Annotated in this window: 15 protein-coding genes; 6 read left to right on the top strand and 9 right to left on the bottom strand. The window is 65.9% G+C overall.

Annotation, left to right across the window (positions count from 1 at the left end; genetic code table 11):
* Nucleotides 1-59: 59 nt before the first annotated feature.
* From cysS to Q9R31_RS18790, 4 genes are all read right to left on the bottom strand, one after another.
* Nucleotides 60-1,517: a cysteine--tRNA ligase gene (gene cysS / locus Q9R31_RS18805; RefSeq protein WP_311264229.1), complete on the bottom strand. Its 1,458-nt coding sequence runs from the start codon at nt 1,515-1,517 to the stop codon at nt 60-62.
* A gap of 9 nt (nt 1,518-1,526) precedes the next feature.
* Nucleotides 1,527-2,027 carry a 2-C-methyl-D-erythritol 2,4-cyclodiphosphate synthase gene (gene ispF, locus Q9R31_RS18800; protein WP_311264228.1) on the bottom strand — a complete coding sequence of 167 codons (501 nt, stop codon included), beginning with the start codon at nt 2,025-2,027 and terminating at the stop codon, nt 1,527-1,529.
* Nucleotides 2,028-2,035: 8 nt separating this feature from the next.
* Nucleotides 2,036-2,818: a 2-C-methyl-D-erythritol 4-phosphate cytidylyltransferase gene (gene ispD, locus Q9R31_RS18795; protein ID WP_311264227.1), complete on the bottom strand. Its 783-nt coding sequence runs from the start codon at nt 2,816-2,818 to the stop codon at nt 2,036-2,038.
* 108 nt (nt 2,819-2,926) lie between these two features.
* Nucleotides 2,927-3,409, bottom strand: a complete 483-nt coding sequence (locus Q9R31_RS18790) for a CarD family transcriptional regulator (RefSeq protein WP_011690592.1) — start codon at nt 3,407-3,409, stop codon at nt 2,927-2,929.
* Between the two features lie 257 nt (nt 3,410-3,666).
* Between Q9R31_RS18790 and Q9R31_RS18785 the strand changes: the two genes are divergently transcribed.
* Nucleotides 3,667-4,305: a hypothetical protein gene (locus Q9R31_RS18785; RefSeq protein WP_397428272.1), complete on the top strand. Its 639-nt coding sequence runs from the start codon at nt 3,667-3,669 to the stop codon at nt 4,303-4,305.
* A gap of 93 nt (nt 4,306-4,398) precedes the next feature.
* Here the strand turns inward: Q9R31_RS18785 and Q9R31_RS18780 are convergent, their stop codons facing one another.
* Both Q9R31_RS18780 and Q9R31_RS18775 read right to left on the bottom strand, forming a co-directional pair.
* A complete protein-coding gene (locus tag Q9R31_RS18780; RefSeq protein ID WP_311264226.1) occupies nt 4,399-5,079 on the bottom strand; it encodes a response regulator transcription factor in 681 nt (226 codons plus the stop codon).
* Nucleotides 5,076-6,308, bottom strand: a complete 1,233-nt coding sequence (locus Q9R31_RS18775; RefSeq protein WP_311264239.1) for an ATP-binding protein — start codon at nt 6,306-6,308, stop codon at nt 5,076-5,078. Before Q9R31_RS18775 ends, Q9R31_RS18780 begins: the two co-directional genes overlap by 4 nt.
* A gap of 205 nt (nt 6,309-6,513) precedes the next feature.
* Between Q9R31_RS18775 and phoU the strand changes: the two genes are divergently transcribed.
* Nucleotides 6,514-7,176 carry a phosphate signaling complex protein PhoU gene (phoU, locus tag Q9R31_RS18770; RefSeq protein ID WP_311264225.1) on the top strand — a complete coding sequence of 221 codons (663 nt, stop codon included), beginning with the start codon at nt 6,514-6,516 and terminating at the stop codon, nt 7,174-7,176.
* A gap of 74 nt (nt 7,177-7,250) precedes the next feature.
* Here phoU and Q9R31_RS18765 read toward each other — a convergent pair whose 3' ends face one another.
* Nucleotides 7,251-7,997, bottom strand: coding sequence for a phosphoglyceromutase (locus tag Q9R31_RS18765; protein ID WP_311264224.1), 747 nt, complete (start codon nt 7,995-7,997; stop codon nt 7,251-7,253).
* 95 nt (nt 7,998-8,092) lie between these two features.
* Here Q9R31_RS18765 and Q9R31_RS18760 point away from each other — a divergent pair, with 95 nt between their 5' ends.
* Entirely contained in the window at nt 8,093-8,947 is an 855-nt protein-coding gene (locus tag Q9R31_RS18760) for a class I SAM-dependent methyltransferase (RefSeq protein ID WP_397428271.1), read from the top strand.
* Here the strand turns inward: Q9R31_RS18760 and Q9R31_RS18755 are convergent.
* Both Q9R31_RS18755 and Q9R31_RS18750 read right to left on the bottom strand, forming a co-directional pair.
* Nucleotides 8,932-9,285 (bottom strand): DUF2516 family protein, encoded by a 354-nt coding sequence (locus tag Q9R31_RS18755; RefSeq protein WP_311264222.1) that lies wholly within the window; start codon nt 9,283-9,285, stop codon nt 8,932-8,934. The two genes, Q9R31_RS18760 and Q9R31_RS18755, sit on opposite strands and share 16 nt — an antisense overlap.
* A 9-nt stretch (nt 9,286-9,294) precedes the next feature.
* Nucleotides 9,295-10,485 carry a PLP-dependent transferase gene (locus Q9R31_RS18750; protein ID WP_311264221.1) on the bottom strand — a complete coding sequence of 397 codons (1,191 nt, stop codon included), beginning with the start codon at nt 10,483-10,485 and terminating at the stop codon, nt 9,295-9,297.
* Nucleotides 10,486-10,620: 135 nt separating this feature from the next.
* Between Q9R31_RS18750 and tmk the strand changes: the two genes are divergently transcribed.
* The 3 genes from tmk to Q9R31_RS18735 are packed head-to-tail and all read left to right on the top strand — an operon-like array spanning nt 10,621 to nt 14,019.
* Complete coding sequence (tmk, locus tag Q9R31_RS18745) at nt 10,621-11,307, top strand: dTMP kinase (protein ID WP_311264220.1); 687 nt, start codon at nt 10,621-10,623, stop codon at nt 11,305-11,307.
* On the top strand, nt 11,291-12,454 hold the full coding sequence (locus tag Q9R31_RS18740) for a DNA polymerase III subunit delta' (protein ID WP_311264219.1): 1,164 nt from the start codon (nt 11,291-11,293) through the stop codon (nt 12,452-12,454). The genes tmk and Q9R31_RS18740 overlap by 17 nt, the downstream gene beginning before the upstream one ends.
* Nucleotides 12,451-14,019 carry an alpha/beta hydrolase gene (locus Q9R31_RS18735; protein WP_311264218.1) on the top strand — a complete coding sequence of 523 codons (1,569 nt, stop codon included), beginning with the start codon at nt 12,451-12,453 and terminating at the stop codon, nt 14,017-14,019. Before Q9R31_RS18740 ends, Q9R31_RS18735 begins: the two co-directional genes overlap by 4 nt.
* Nucleotides 14,020-14,028 lie beyond the last annotated feature (9 nt).

The raw sequence follows: 14,028 nt of genomic DNA, 5'->3' as shown, positions 1-14,028 counted from the left end.
ACTGACCGAAGAAAAATCGGCGGGCGCCGGCCAATTGCGGGGCCAGGCGGGTGTGCGGATCAGTCCCGCTTGAGGCTCCAGGTGGCGCCGTCCGGGCCATCCTCCACTACGACGCCGGCCTGGTTCAGGGTGTCCCTGATGGCGTCGGACGCTGCCCAGTCCTTTTCAGCCCGGGCAGCCGCGCGGGCCGCCAACTGCGCTTCGACCAGAACACCGAGGGCTTCGGCCTCACGGGTTGCCGCAGCGTCAGAGCCTTCAACGGCGTTCAGTCCCAGGACCCTGAGCATGTCGTGGACATGGTGCAGCGCCTGCCGGGCATCCTCCAACCGGTCCTCGGTGAGGGCCGTGTTTCCGGAACGGACGGTGTCATGGAGTACTGCCAGCGCCTGCGGGACGTTCAGGTCGTCGTCCATGGCACGTTCAAAGGCCTCGGGAACCTGTCCGTAGGTGGCAAAGCTGTAGGTTCCATCGGACGAAAGGGCGCGGACAGCCCGGCTGATGAATCCCTCTATGCGTTCGACGGCGGCCGCGGCCTCCTGCAGGGAGGTGGGCCGGTAGTCCAGGACGGAGCGGTAGTGCGCCTGGCCCAGGTAGTAGCGCACCACCCGGGGCGACCCGAGTTCCAGCATCTCCGCCGGGCTGATGGTGTTGCCGATGGACTTGGACATCTTTTCGCCCTGGTAGGTCACCATGCCGTTGTGCATCCAGAAGTTGGCGAACGGGTGACCCGCCGCCTGTGACTGCGCCATCTCGTTTTCGTGATGCGGGAAGCGCAGGTCCAGGCCGCCGCCGTGGATGTCGAATTCGGTGCCCAGGTATTTTGTGACCATGGCCGAGCACTCAAGGTGCCAGCCGGGCCGTCCTGCGCCCCAGGGCGACGCCCAGCCGGCGGTGGCCGGCTCCCCTTCTTTGGAACCCTTCCACAGCGCAAAGTCGCGGGGGTCCTTCTTACCGCGCGGATCGGCGTCGGGCGCTGCCTGCATGTCGTCGATGTTCTGCCGGGTGAGGGCGCCGTACTTGTCCCACGAACGGACGTCGAAGTACACGTCCCCCGAATCGTCCAGCGCAGGATAGGCGTGGCCGCGCTCGATGAGCTGCTGGATCAGGGCATGCATCTCGGGAATGTGCCCGGTGGCCCGCGGTTCGTACGTGGGCCTGGAGACACCCAACGTGTCGTAGGCCTTCAGGAACTCCCGCTCGTAGCGGTAGGCCAGCGCCCACCACTCCTCGCGTGGCACTTCGCCCGCCTCCGGGCTGAAGTCCGGCGCGAAGGAAGCCTCGGATTTGGCGAGGATCTTGTCGTCGATGTCCGTCACGTTGCGGACGACCGTGACGCGCAGGCCCCGGTACTCAAGCCAGCGGGTGAGCTGGTCAAAGGCGATGGCGGAGCGGATGTGGCCCACGTGCGGCATGCCCTGGACGGTGGCCCCGCAGTAGTAGAGGCTGACCTCGCCGTCGACGATGGGGACGAAGTTCCGGACTTCGGCGGAGGCGGTGTCATAGAAGCGCAGGGTCACCGCTCCAGACTAGCTGATGGCGTGGGGCTGCTGCGGGTACACCAGCGCGGTGGCCACCGCGGAAATACCCTCCCCGCGTCCGGTGAATCCCAGGCCGTCGCTGGTGGTTGCCGTGACGCCCACGTGGGCGCCGGCGGCTTCGCTGAGGACCTTCTGGGATTCTTCGCGCCGCGGCCCGAACTTGGGGCGGTTGGCCACAAACTGCACCGCAACATTGCCAATCTCGAAACCCGCTGCCCGGACGATCCGCGCGGCCTCCGCGAGGAGGGCGGCGCCGGATGCGCCGGCGAACTCCGGGCGGTCGGTACCGAAGTGGGTGCCAAGGTCGCCGATGCCGGCGGCAGAGAACAGCGCGTCCGCGGCAGCATGGGCGACGGCGTCACCGTCAGAGTGCCCGGCGAGGCCCCGTTCGCCGGGCCAATGGAGTCCGCCGAGCCAGAGCGGGCGGGGTGAGTCTTCCGGGGCGTAGGCATGGACGTCGATTCCCACTCCGGTGCGCGGCAGAACCATGTCCGCGCTCATCCTTCCACCCACCGGGCACCGAGCGGGCCTTCCAGGAGCCCTTCGGCGAAGATCAGGTCAAGGGGTGTGGTGATCTTCAGGGACTGCGTGGATCCGCGGACGGCGTGAACGGGTGTGCCGACCATCTCCACGAGCATCGCGTCGTCGGTGACGGCCGCGGACTGCTGCTGGTCCAAGGCCTCTGCGGCCTGGTGCGCCTGCAGCAGCGTGCCGATCCTGAAACCCTGGGGCGTCTGCACGGCCCGCAGCTCCTCGCGGCGGGCTGTCCCCGTGACAACCTCCGGTGCAAATGCGGCGTCCTCCCCCGCAGTGGCGGCCACGGTTTTGACCGTGTCCACAACCGGGACCACGGGAATGACGGCGGCAGCACCGGCGGCAAGGGCATCGGATACGCGGTGGAAGACGGATTCGGGCGTCAGGGCCCGGGCGGCGTCATGGACCAGGACGGCCTCTATGCCCTCCATCAGTTCAGCGATGCCGGCGCGGACGGAATCAGCCCGGGTTGATCCGCCGTCGACAAGCGTCAGCAGCGGACCGCCGTCTGCAAGCTCGCCACGGAAACCCTCACACAACTGGCGCAGGCCCTGGTCCCCCGCAGGCAGCGCCACGCACACCTGGCTGGCCACTCCTGATGCGACGATTCCCCGGAGAGCATGCATCAGGATGGGCTCGCCGCCGAGCGGCACAGCCGCCTTGGGCATGCCGTAGCCAAGGCGCTGCCCGGAACCGGCGGCCACAAGGATGACGGCCGTGACCAGCCGCGTGGGTGATTGACTCATGCGGACTAGCCTACGACGCCACCACTCCGGTCAGGTGCCCTGGACACCGCCGGGTGGGGCCAAAAAAAGAAGCCCCGGCGGCACTTGCGTGCCGCCGGGGCTAAATTCTTAGGAAGCCAGGACCTCGTCGAGAACGCTTGCAGCCTTCTCCTCGTCGGTCTTTTCAGCCAGCGCCAGTTCTGAAATCAGAATCTGACGGGCCTTGGCCAGCATTCGCTTCTCGCCTGCGGAAAGGCCCCGGTCGTGATCCCGGCGCCACAGGTCGCGAACAACCTCTGCCACCTTGATGACGTCACCGGAAGCAAGCTTCTCCAGATTTGCCTTGTACCTGCGTGACCAGTTGGTGGGTTCCTCGGTGAACTCGGCACGGAGCACATCGAACACGTGCTCCAAGCCTTCCTTGCCCACTACGTCCCGGACCCCAACAAGGTCAACGTTCTCTGCTGGAACTTCAATGGTCAGATCACCCTGAGCCACCTTGAGCTTGAGATACATCTTCTCTTCGCCCTTGATGGTGCGCATCTTGATTTCTTCAATCTTCGCAGCACCGTGGTGAGGGTAAACTACTGTCTCGCCGACCTCAAATACCATGTGGACATTTCCCCTTTCCCGCAGACCAGTTTATCACGATTCAGGCATATGACCGGCCGGAGAATGGGCTTCCAACCGCGAAAATACGCGGAAAATCGGCCCAATCGACCCCCTTCGCCCCCTTGACGGATGGCTGGATTAGTGCATCAGATGAGCGCTCCCACGGCAGATGTGACACCGCCGAATCCTCGTTTGCCGGTGATTGCGGATAGGCTATGGGCTGAAAAAGACTTCAAATTTCTTGAGGAGTACGTGACGTGCGTTCCACTGCGATGAACCGGGCCCAGCGCGGCAAACTGGCACTGACGGCTGCTGCCCTTGGCGCCAGCCTGCTGACCGCGGGCTGCGGCTACATCACGCCCCAGCAGACCAGCCACCAGTACTCCGCGTCGGACGGCATCCGTGCGGACCTCGGTCCCCTGCAGTTGCGGAACATCCTGATCGTTTCCACGGGCGAGGACGAGCCCGGCCGCCTCATCGGTGCCGTCTACAACTCCTCCTCCAAGGACGTGAAGCTCACCGTCAACGGCGCCAAGGGCTCACAGACCGAGGTGCCGGTGAAGGCCAACTCCTACACGCTGCTCAACGAGGACTCCGACAAGGCCATCCTGAGCACCACCGGCGGCAAGCCCGGATCCCTGGTGGACGTCAAGATCAGCGAGAACGGCACCAACGTCAGCAACACGGTCAAGGTTCCCGTCCTGGACGCCACGTTGGAGGAGTACAAGGGCTACGTGCCTACCCCGAGCCCCTCGGCAACGTCCTCGTCGTCCGCAAGCCCCAGCGCCAGTTCTTCCGCCGACGCGGGCTCTTCAGCCAGTACCGGTTCTTCAACCGGCGCCGGCTCGTCAACCAGCGCCACTCCGAGCGCTACGGCAACCGCCACCAGCCACTAGGCCCACGGCTGCATCAAGCAGGCATAACAAAAGGGAGGGCCGTCCAGGCGCCTCCCTTTTGTCATGCCTGCCGACGTTGTCCCGGCAAGCGGCCTATGGCTCGAATTTGTACCCGAGGCCGCGGACAGTGACCAGGTAGCGGGGAGCAGAGGGGTCCGGTTCGATCTTGCCGCGCAGGCGCTTCACGTGGACGTCCAGGGTCTTGGTGTCGCCCACATAGTCGGAGCCCCATACGCGGTCGATCAGTTGGCCGCGGGTCAGCACCCTGCCCGAGTTGCGCAGGAGCATCTCCAGGAGCTCGAACTCTTTCAAGGGGAGCAGGACCTGCTCGCCTTCCACACTCACTACGTGCCGTTCGATGTCCATGCGGACCGGGCCGGCCTGGACGGTTGATGCGACCAGTTCCTCCGGCTCGCCCTGGCGCCGCAGCACCGCCCTGACACGGGCCACCAGTTCACGGGAGGAGTAGGGCTTGGTGACGTAGTCGTCCGCACCGAGTTCCAGGCCCACCACTTTGTCGATTTCCGAGTCCTTGGCGGTCAGCATGATGACGGGAACGCTTGAGCGCTGCCGGAGCTGGCGGCATACCTCAGTACCGGAAAGTCCGGGGAGCTGCAGGTCAAGCAGCACCAGGTCGGCGCCGTTGCGGTCGAATTCGGTGATGGCGTCAAGGCCGTTGTCCACCACCTCAACCTCGAACCCTTCTTTGCCCAGCAAATAGGACAAGGGGTCGCTGAACGACTCCTCGTCCTCGACAATCAAAATCCTGCTCAAGCGCTGGCTCCTCGTTCTGTTGCGCCTGCGGCGCGGTGTACTTGGGTGAGACTAAGCTTTTCCGGCGCCAGTGCCGGCACATCTGCGGCGGCGGGCCCGGCATCGCCGTCCTGGCCTTCCATCTCGGGCAGCCGGAGGGTGAACGTGGACCCCTGCCCGGGCTGTGACCACAGGGTCACTTCGCCGCCGTGGTTCGATGCCACATGCTTGACGATGCTCAGGCCCAGGCCGGTCCCGCCCGTCTGCCGGGACCGGGCGGCGTCCACCCGGTAGAAGCGTTCGAAGACGCGCTCCTGGTCCTCAGGGGTCAGCCCGTCCCCCTGGTCCGTCACCGAAATCGAGACCAGGCCTTCCCTGGAACGCGCACCGATCCCCACTCTTGTGTTGGGCGGTGAATAGCGGATGGCGTTGTCGATGAGGTTCCGCAGCGCCGTCACCAGCAGGTCCTGGTCACCGAAGACCTTGCCGTCCGTACGGCCGCCCACCACGATGCTGATGTTCTTGCTTTCCGCGGGAAGCTGCGACCGGTCCACGGCCTCGGCGATGACGGCGTTGATGTCCACCGGGCCGCCCTGCTGGGTTACGCTGGCGCCCTGCAGGCGGGATAGTTCGATGATGTCCTGGACCAGGGCGGCCAGGCGGGCGGACTCCTTGTGCATGCGCTTGGCGAAGCGGCGGACAGCTTCTTCGTCGTCTGCCGAGGATTCAAGCGCCTCCGCCAACAGGGAAATGGCGCCCACGGGGGTCTTCAGTTCGTGCGATACGTTGGCGACGAAGTCGTTGCGGATCTCTTCGGTCCGGGTGATCTCCGTACGGTCATCAGCGAGGAGCAGGATGTATTCCTCACCCAGCATGGCCGCGCGGACCTGGACAATGATGGTTCCCTGGCCCAGGGGTCCGCGCGGGAGTTCGAGCTGCTTTTCCAGGATGACGCCGTCCCGCCGGACTCCTGCGCTCATGTCCAGGAGTTCCTTGTGCACTACGGTGTGTCCGCGGACCAGTCCATATGCGTATGCTGCGGGGCTGGCACGGACCACGCCGTCCACGTCGTCCAGCACCACGAAAGCACGGCCAACGACGGCGAGCACCTCCGCTGAACCGGGCGGCAGCGCCAGCTCCCCGGCGTCGATGTCCAGCAGCTCGCGCTGCTTCTCACTGACCCGGTAGGCAAGCACGCCGAACGTGCCAAGCGCCAGGCCGATGAGGCCGGCAACCAGACCAATGAGCATAGGATCCACAGCTCCACTTTATGCTCTTGCCGTATGCCCCTTGCCGCCTTAGGGGCCATCCGGCAAACGGTTCAACTAACGTTCATCTGTGTGGGCATAATCGTTTACCGGACGATGACACAGTTGGAGGTCAGAGCGCCTTATGGCGACACGATTCCTGCTGCCCTGGAGCGGCCGGCGGGAGTTCCAAGGAAAGGACGCCTACGTGCGTAAGGTTTTTCAGGAAGAGCTCACCCAGGTCGGTGACCAGCTGGTGGAGATCTCCCGGCTGGTCAGCGACGCGATCAACAAGGCCACTACCTCATTCCAGGTAGCGGACGTGGACCTCGCGCAGGATGTCATCGCCGCGGACGCGCGCATCGACTTCCTGCAGAACAGCCTCGATGAGCGGGCCATTGACATTCTGGCACTGCAGGGTCCCGTCGCCAGCGACCTGCGCATGATCGTGGGTTCGCTGCGGATGAGCGCATCCCTCGAACGGATGGGTGACCTGGCACGCCACATCGCCCAGCTGGCCCGCCTGCGGTACCCGTCCACGGTGATTCCGGAGTCCATGACGGAAACTTTCACCCGGATGGCCGAACTGGACCAGGAGATCGCCGACAAACTGACGGTCCTGCTGGAGAGCCGCGACCTCGAAGTGGCCCGGGACATCCTCAAAGCCAACACGGCCATCAACGACCTGCACCTGAGCGTCTTCAAGGCCATCGCCGCTTCCGAGTGGAACGAATCCCCCGCCACCACTGTGGACGTGGCCCTTGCCAGCCGCTACTTCGAACGCTTCGCCGACCACGGCGTCTCCGTGGCCCAGAAGGTGACCTACCTGGTCACCGGTGCATGGCAGCCGAACGCCACCGAGCACAGCTGACGCCTTACGAGCGAATAGACGACGGCGGGCTGGCCACTTTCGGTGACCAGCCCGCCGTCGTACGCGTTAAGGCCTTATTTCTTGCCCTGGTTGGCCACGGCCAGGATGGCCTCTTCGGCGGCCTCGGGGTCAAGGTAGGTTCCGCCCGGCTTGATGGGCTGGAAGTCCTCGTCCAGGTCGTAGACGAGCGGAATGCCGGTGGGGATGTTCAGTCCGGCGATGGCTTCGTCGCTGATGCCGTCCAGGTGCTTGACCAGTGCGCGCAGTGAGTTGCCGTGCGCGGTGACCAGGACGGTCTTGCCGGCCTTGAGGTCTTCCTTGATGTCCGATTCCCAATACGGCAGGAGGCGGACCAGGACGTCCTTGAGGCATTCGGTGCGCGGCAGGGCATCGCCGAGGTCCGCGTACCGGGGGTCGTGTGCCTGGGAGAACTCCGAGTTGTCGTCCAGGGGCGGCGGCGGGGTGTCGTAGGAACGGCGCCATTCCATGAACTGCTCTTCGCCGTATTCGGCGAGGGTCTGGGCTTTGTCCTTGCCCTGCAGTGCGCCGTAGTGGCGTTCGTTCAGGCGCCAGTCGCGCTTGACGGGAATCCAGCCGCGGTCCGCCTTGTCCAGGGCGATGTTGGCGGTGTTGATGGCCCGCTTCAGCAGGGAGGTGTACAGGATGTCCGGGAGGATATCGTTCTCCACCAGCAGCTCACCGCCACGCGCTGCTTCCGCGCGGCCCTGGTCGTTCAGGTCAACGTCCACCCAGCCGGTGAACAGGTTCTTGGCGTTCCATTCGCTGTGGCCGTGGCGCAGCAGAATCAGCTTGTAAGTCATGATTTTCATCCTAGCCGAGCAGTGTTGCCGCCCGCCCAGCGTTACAAGGCCAGCTGCGGGGGCACGCCTTCCCCGGGCGGGGATAGGGTTGTGCGGTGGTTCAAAAGGCTGAACGGGTGAACGCCCCGCAACTTTCCGGCAGGACATCCGCCGCCAGGCAGGGCCGCCCGGTAGGCAACGTGACCCGCGGCACCACCAACCCCAACCGGATGCGCCGCGTGGACCGCTGGCTGACCGGACCGCAGGCCTGGCGCCTGCGGTCCGCGGCGGACCCCCTGGTGATTGACCTGGGCTACGGCGCGACCCCGACCACCGCCGTCGAACTCCATCAAAGGCTCGCCACTGTCCGGCCGGACGTACGGGTCTGCGGGATCGAGATCGAACCGGAACGCGTTCGCGCCGCGCTTCCGCTGCAGCGGCCCGGGCTGACCTTCCATGTGGGCGGCTTCGAACTGCCCGTTCCAGGGCGTCCAGTCCTGGTCCGAGCCTTCAATGTCCTGCGGCAGTACGAGGAAGCTGACGTCCAGGGCATCTGGCGGCTGGTGCAGGACAGGTTGGCGCCAGACGGAATATTCATCGACGGCACGTGCGACGAGATCGGGCGGCGCGTGACGTGGGTTACGCTGGACCGGCACCGTCCGCTGTCCCTGAGCATCTCGATCCGTTTCGGCAGCTTTGACCTGCCCTCGGACGCGGCCGAACGGCTTCCCAAGGCCTTAATCCACCGCAATGTCCCCGGCGAACCGGTTCATGCCTTCATGCAGGCGATGGACCGGGCGTGGCTTGGGAGCGCACCGCTTGCCTCGTTCGGCAACAGGCAGCGCTGGGTGGGTATGTGCCGGAACCTGCGCGACGCCGGGTTGCCGGTCCAGGACGGACCTGCCAGGTGGCGCCTGGGCGAGCTGACGGTGGATTGGGAAGCGGTGGCCCCACTTCACCAGGGACCGTAGGGGCCCATGTTGCGGCTCCCGCCGCGGCCTGCGTCCTTCACGGCCGGGCGGACGTCGGCCAGGTAGACGGAGGCTGCCACCACAGCGGCGAGCCCGAACAGGCCGAGGGTGCTGATGATGCCCCCGCCGGCACCGAACAGCGAGATGATGCCCACCAGAAGAGCAGCACCGGTCAGGGCGAGCCAGAAGGTCTTGGTCCGCTTGCCCGTGGCCTCGAAGGCGTTGGCCCGGTGCCTGGCACAGTCGACGAACGCCCACAGTTCAAGGCCCAGGGCCACCAGGCCAAGGATGAAGAACACTGCCTGCTCTACGTACGCGATGATTATTCGACCGTCCACAAGCCCAGCCTAGCCCTCCAGCGTGTCCAGCGCCTGCTTCAGGTCGGCCCAGAGGTCCTCGACATTCTCCACCCCCACGCTTAGGCGCACCAGGTTTTCCGGGACGCTGGCGGGTTCTGCCGAGTGCCGGCGCCGGCGTTCGATCAGGGACTCGACCCCGCCCAGGGAGGTGGCAGGCAGCCAGAGCTCCAGGGCCTGGACCAGTTTGTCCGCCGCGTCGGCACCGCCCAGGCCTGCCGCGGGTGCCACCTGGATGCAGATGATGGAACCGAAGCCCTTCATCTGCGCTTTTGCCCGGGCATGCCCGGGATCGGTATCGAGGCCGGGGAACCGGATGGATTCAATGGCGGGGTGCCCGGCAAGACGTTCCGCGAGGACCATCGCTGACTCCTGCGACCGCTCCACGCGCAGTGCGAGGGTCCGCAGGCCGCGCAGGGCGAGCCACGCTTCAAAGGGGCCGGCGATGGCGCCGTGGATGATGCGCTGGTGGAGCAGCGATGAGCGGATGTCCGGATTGGCGGTGACCAGCGCGCCGAGGACGACGTCGGAGTGCCCGGCGAGGTACTTGGTTACCGAGTGGAGGACGACGTCGGATCCGAGCAGCAGGGGCTGCTGCACCAGCGGGGTGGAGAAGGTGTTGTCCGTGACGACGATGGCCCCGGCGGCATGCGCGGCCTCAGCGACGGCGGACATGTCTGCGATGCCGAGCATCGGGTTGGTGGGACTTTCCAGCCACAGCATTGCCGCGGCTTTCGACGACGGGCCTTGAGGCGCCAGGGCGTCCTTCACCGCGTCGGTGTCGGCAATGTCCACGGTCCGGAGTTCGATGAAGCCCTTTTGGGCAAGTTCCGAGGCCATCACCAGCGAGCCGGAGTAGCTGTGGTTGGGCATGACCAGCACGCCGCCGGCAGGAATCAGAGACAGCGCGGAACTGACCGCCGCCAGCCCCGACGCGTAGAGCAGGCCGGGAAGCGCAGAGCCTTCAAGCTGGCCGAGCGCCTCCTCGAACGGATCCCAGGTGGGATTGGAGTAGCGGCCGTAACCCCGGTCCCCGTCGCCAAGGGGACCGGTGCCGAAGTAGGTGGAAGAGAGCGTGATGGGAGGATTGACCGGCTGGTCCCTTTCCCGCGGCGGACGCCCTGCCGCCACCACCACGGTCTCGGGTGAAAGGGAAGCGGCCTGATGCTCGGAAAGACTCATGGTGAAAAGCGTACTGTTCCTGCCGGATCCGCCGGAAAGCGGTGCCGCTTTATGGACCGGCTCCTTTCACCGGACAGCCACCTTCGATGCAGACGCGGGTCGGGAAATGTCGGCACGCCTCGGTAGGCTTGAGAAGTGAATAAACAGAGGGCCGGCGTATTCATCGCTTTCGAAGGTGGCGATGGTGCCGGCAAGTCCACCCAGGCAGCGCGGCTGGCGGAGGCACTGGAATCCCGCGGCTACACCGTGCTGCGCACCCGTGAACCCGGCGGCACCCCCGTGGGCGAGAAGCTGCGGTCGCTGGTGCTGGACCACGGCAATGGCAAAATTGACGCCCACACGGAGGCCCTCATTTTTGCGGCTTCCCGCGCCGCCCACGCCAGCCAGGTCATCCGCCCGGCTCTTGGCCGCGGTGAGATAGTGCTGACCGATCGGTACATCGACTCCTCTGTGGCTTACCAGGGGGCCGGCCGCAACCTGGGCCTGGACGCGGTGCGCTCCCTTAATGAGTGGGCCACCTCGGGCCTCCAGCCGCACCTCACAGTCCTTTTGGACGTTGACCCCCAACTTGGCCGGCGCCGCCGTACCGCCGGCCAGGCAGCGGAAGACCGTCTCGAATCCGAGGCTGACGAGTTCCATACCCGGATCCGGGAGGCTTTCCTTAACCTCGCCGCGGGCCGACCGGAGTCGTACCTGGTCCTCCCGGCCCAGCTGCCGGTGGATGAGCTGGCGGCGCAGATCCTCGCCCGGGTGGATACGTTCCTTACTGTTCCTGCCGCGGCAGGGGCACGGACGGCGGTGCCTCATGACCGTCTGGGATGACCTCCAGGGCCAGCCCGCCGTCGTCGAACAACTGCGCCAGGCCGCAAGCGGCGAAGGGCTGACGCACGCCTGGCTGTTCACCGGCCCGCCGGGGTCAGGCCGGTCCAATGCCGCCAAGGCGTTCGCGGCCGCGCTGAACTGCGACCAGGAAGACGTGGGCCTGCGCGGCTGCGGGCAGTGCCAGGCGTGCCACACCATCCTCGGCGAGACGCATTCAGACGTGACCTTCGTGCGGACCGAGAAAGTCACCATCACCATTGACGAGGCCCGGGAACTGGTGGCCACCGCGGGCAACCGGCCGTCGTCCGGGCGTTGGCGGATCATCGTGGTCGAAGACGCCGACCGCATGGCCGAGCGGACCACCAACGTACTGCTCAAGGCCATCGAGGAACCCACGCCGCGGACCGTGTGGATGCTCTGCGCTCCGTCCCCGGCCGATGTCCTGGTCACCATCCGGTCCCGCTGCCGCAGCGTTGCCCTGCGGCTGCCGCCCGCCTCGGACGTGGCAGCGCTGCTGGTCCGGCGCGACGGCGTTGACCCTGCCCTTGCGGAGCAGGCAGCCCGTGCTGCCCAAAGCCATGTGGGCATCGCCCGCAGACTGGCCAGGGATCCCGCCGCGAGGGAACGCCGCCTGGAGACCGTCCGCTTTCCGCTTGGGCTGCGTGGCGTAACAGCCGCGGTGATGATGGCCGACAAGCTGGTCAAGATTGCCACCGCTGAGGCGAACAGCTCCAACGAGGAACGCGACGCTGCGGAGAAAACCGCCCTCCTGGCGACGCTGGGAGCACCGGAATCCGGAACCCTCCCCCCTGCCATGCGCAGCCAGTTGAAACAGCTCGAAGACGACCAGAAACGGCGCGCCAAGAGATCCATTACCGACTCCCTGGACCGGACGCTCACGGATTTGTTGTCCTTCTACCGCGACGTACTGATCATCCAGCTTGGGAACGCCGTGGAGTTGGTCAACGTTGAGTTGAGGAGTGAGCTGGAGGAGTTCGCCGCCCGCTCCACCCCGGAAGCCACGCTGGCCCGAATGGATGCCATCAACAAGGCCCGTGACCGCATCACCACTACCAACGTTGCCCCGCTGCTGACCATTGAGTCCATGGCTGCCAGCCTGATCCAGCCCTCCAAGGAGACCCGATGACTGCCCGCCCCCTGCCCGCACGCCATAGGTCCCTGGTGGTCGCCCTACGCGCCGCCGGCACAATGGCCCTGGCCATGGTCCTGGCCTCGTGCAGTCTCCTCAACGGCGGCGACAAGAACCCGCCGGAGCCTGCCACCGCCAAGGCCGACCCCTCCATCGTGGCGTCCGCTCCTGCCGGGCTGGAGAAGTTCTACTCGCAGGAAGTCGTGTGGCAGCCCTGCGAAGGGGAATTCCAGTGTGCCAAAGTGACCGTGCCCATGGATTACGCCAATCCTGGCGGCGAGACCATCCAGCTTGCCGCGCTGCGGGCGGCCAGCACAGGAAAGAAGACCGGCAGCCTCCTGGTCAATCCCGGCGGCCCCGGTGCCTCCGGCTACGACTTTGTCAAGGACGCTGCCGGGACACATTTTTCAGCTGCTGTCCGCAACGCCTATGACCTCGTTGGGTTCGATCCCCGTGGCGTGAAGCGCTCCGCCCCCGTCAGCTGCATGACGGATGCGGAACGCGACGCTTCCCGTGCCAAGATCTACTCGTATGAAACCGATGCCGGGCTGGCGGAGGCACGGGCCGACACCAAGGCCATCGCCGACCAGTGCGCGGCACAAACGGGCCCGGTGTTGGGGCACATCGACACCGTCAGCTCCGCCAAGGACCTGGACGTGCTGCGCGCGGTGCTGAACGACACCAAGCTGAACTACCTGGGGTACTCGTACGGCACGTTCCTGGGCTCGACGTACGCCTCGCTTTTCCCAAACAATGTGGGCCGGATGGTCCTCGACGGTGCCCTCGATCCATCAATCAGCAATGAGGATCTGACCAGTGGCCAGGCGCGCGCCTTCGAAAAAGCGCTTCACAGCTACGTTGCCAGCTGCCAGAAGCAGGGCAAGTGTCCCCTGCACGGCGATGTCGACGCCGGGGTGCAGCAAATCCGGGACCTCATCAACGCCGTTCAGCAGACACCCCGCACGGCCAAGGACGGGAGGCAGGTGAATGCCACCACGCTGGTCAGCGGCCTGATCACCCCGCTTTACAACGACCAAAGCTGGCCGGCCCTCACCCAGGCGCTGGAGGCCGCCCTGTCCGGGGACGTCGGTCTCATGCTGCGGCTTGCCGATCTCGGCGCGGACCGGGCGTCCGACGGTTCCTACACATCCAATTCGACATTTGCCTTCAACGCCATCAACTGCCTGGACTACCCCATGGTTTCGGACACCGAAGGCATGCGGGCTGAGGAGAAACGGCTGGAAAAGGACTCCCCCACCCTGGGCTACTTCTTTGCCTACGGCGGGACCACCTGCGCAAACTGGCCGTACAAGAACGTGCGCACGCCGGCCCCGGTGGAATACAGCGGCGACTCCCCCATCGTGGTCATCGGCACCACGGGCGACCCCGCAACTCCCGTTGACTGGGCAGCGTCCCTGCGCAAGCAACTGGGGAACGCCTCCCTGCTGACCTGGAGGGGCGAAGGACACACGGCCTACGGCCGGGCCAACAGCTGCCTGGAGGATTCGGTGGACAACTACCTGGTGAGCGGCAAAGTTCCGGCCGACAACACGGTGTGCTGAGGATCGCAG

The organism is Pseudarthrobacter sp. BRE9 (genome assembly GCF_031844305.1).
Taxonomy (GTDB): domain Bacteria; phylum Actinomycetota; class Actinomycetes; order Actinomycetales; family Micrococcaceae; genus Arthrobacter.
Note: the sequence above shows the minus strand (reverse complement) of the source record. Positions and strands in the feature narration are given on the sequence as shown.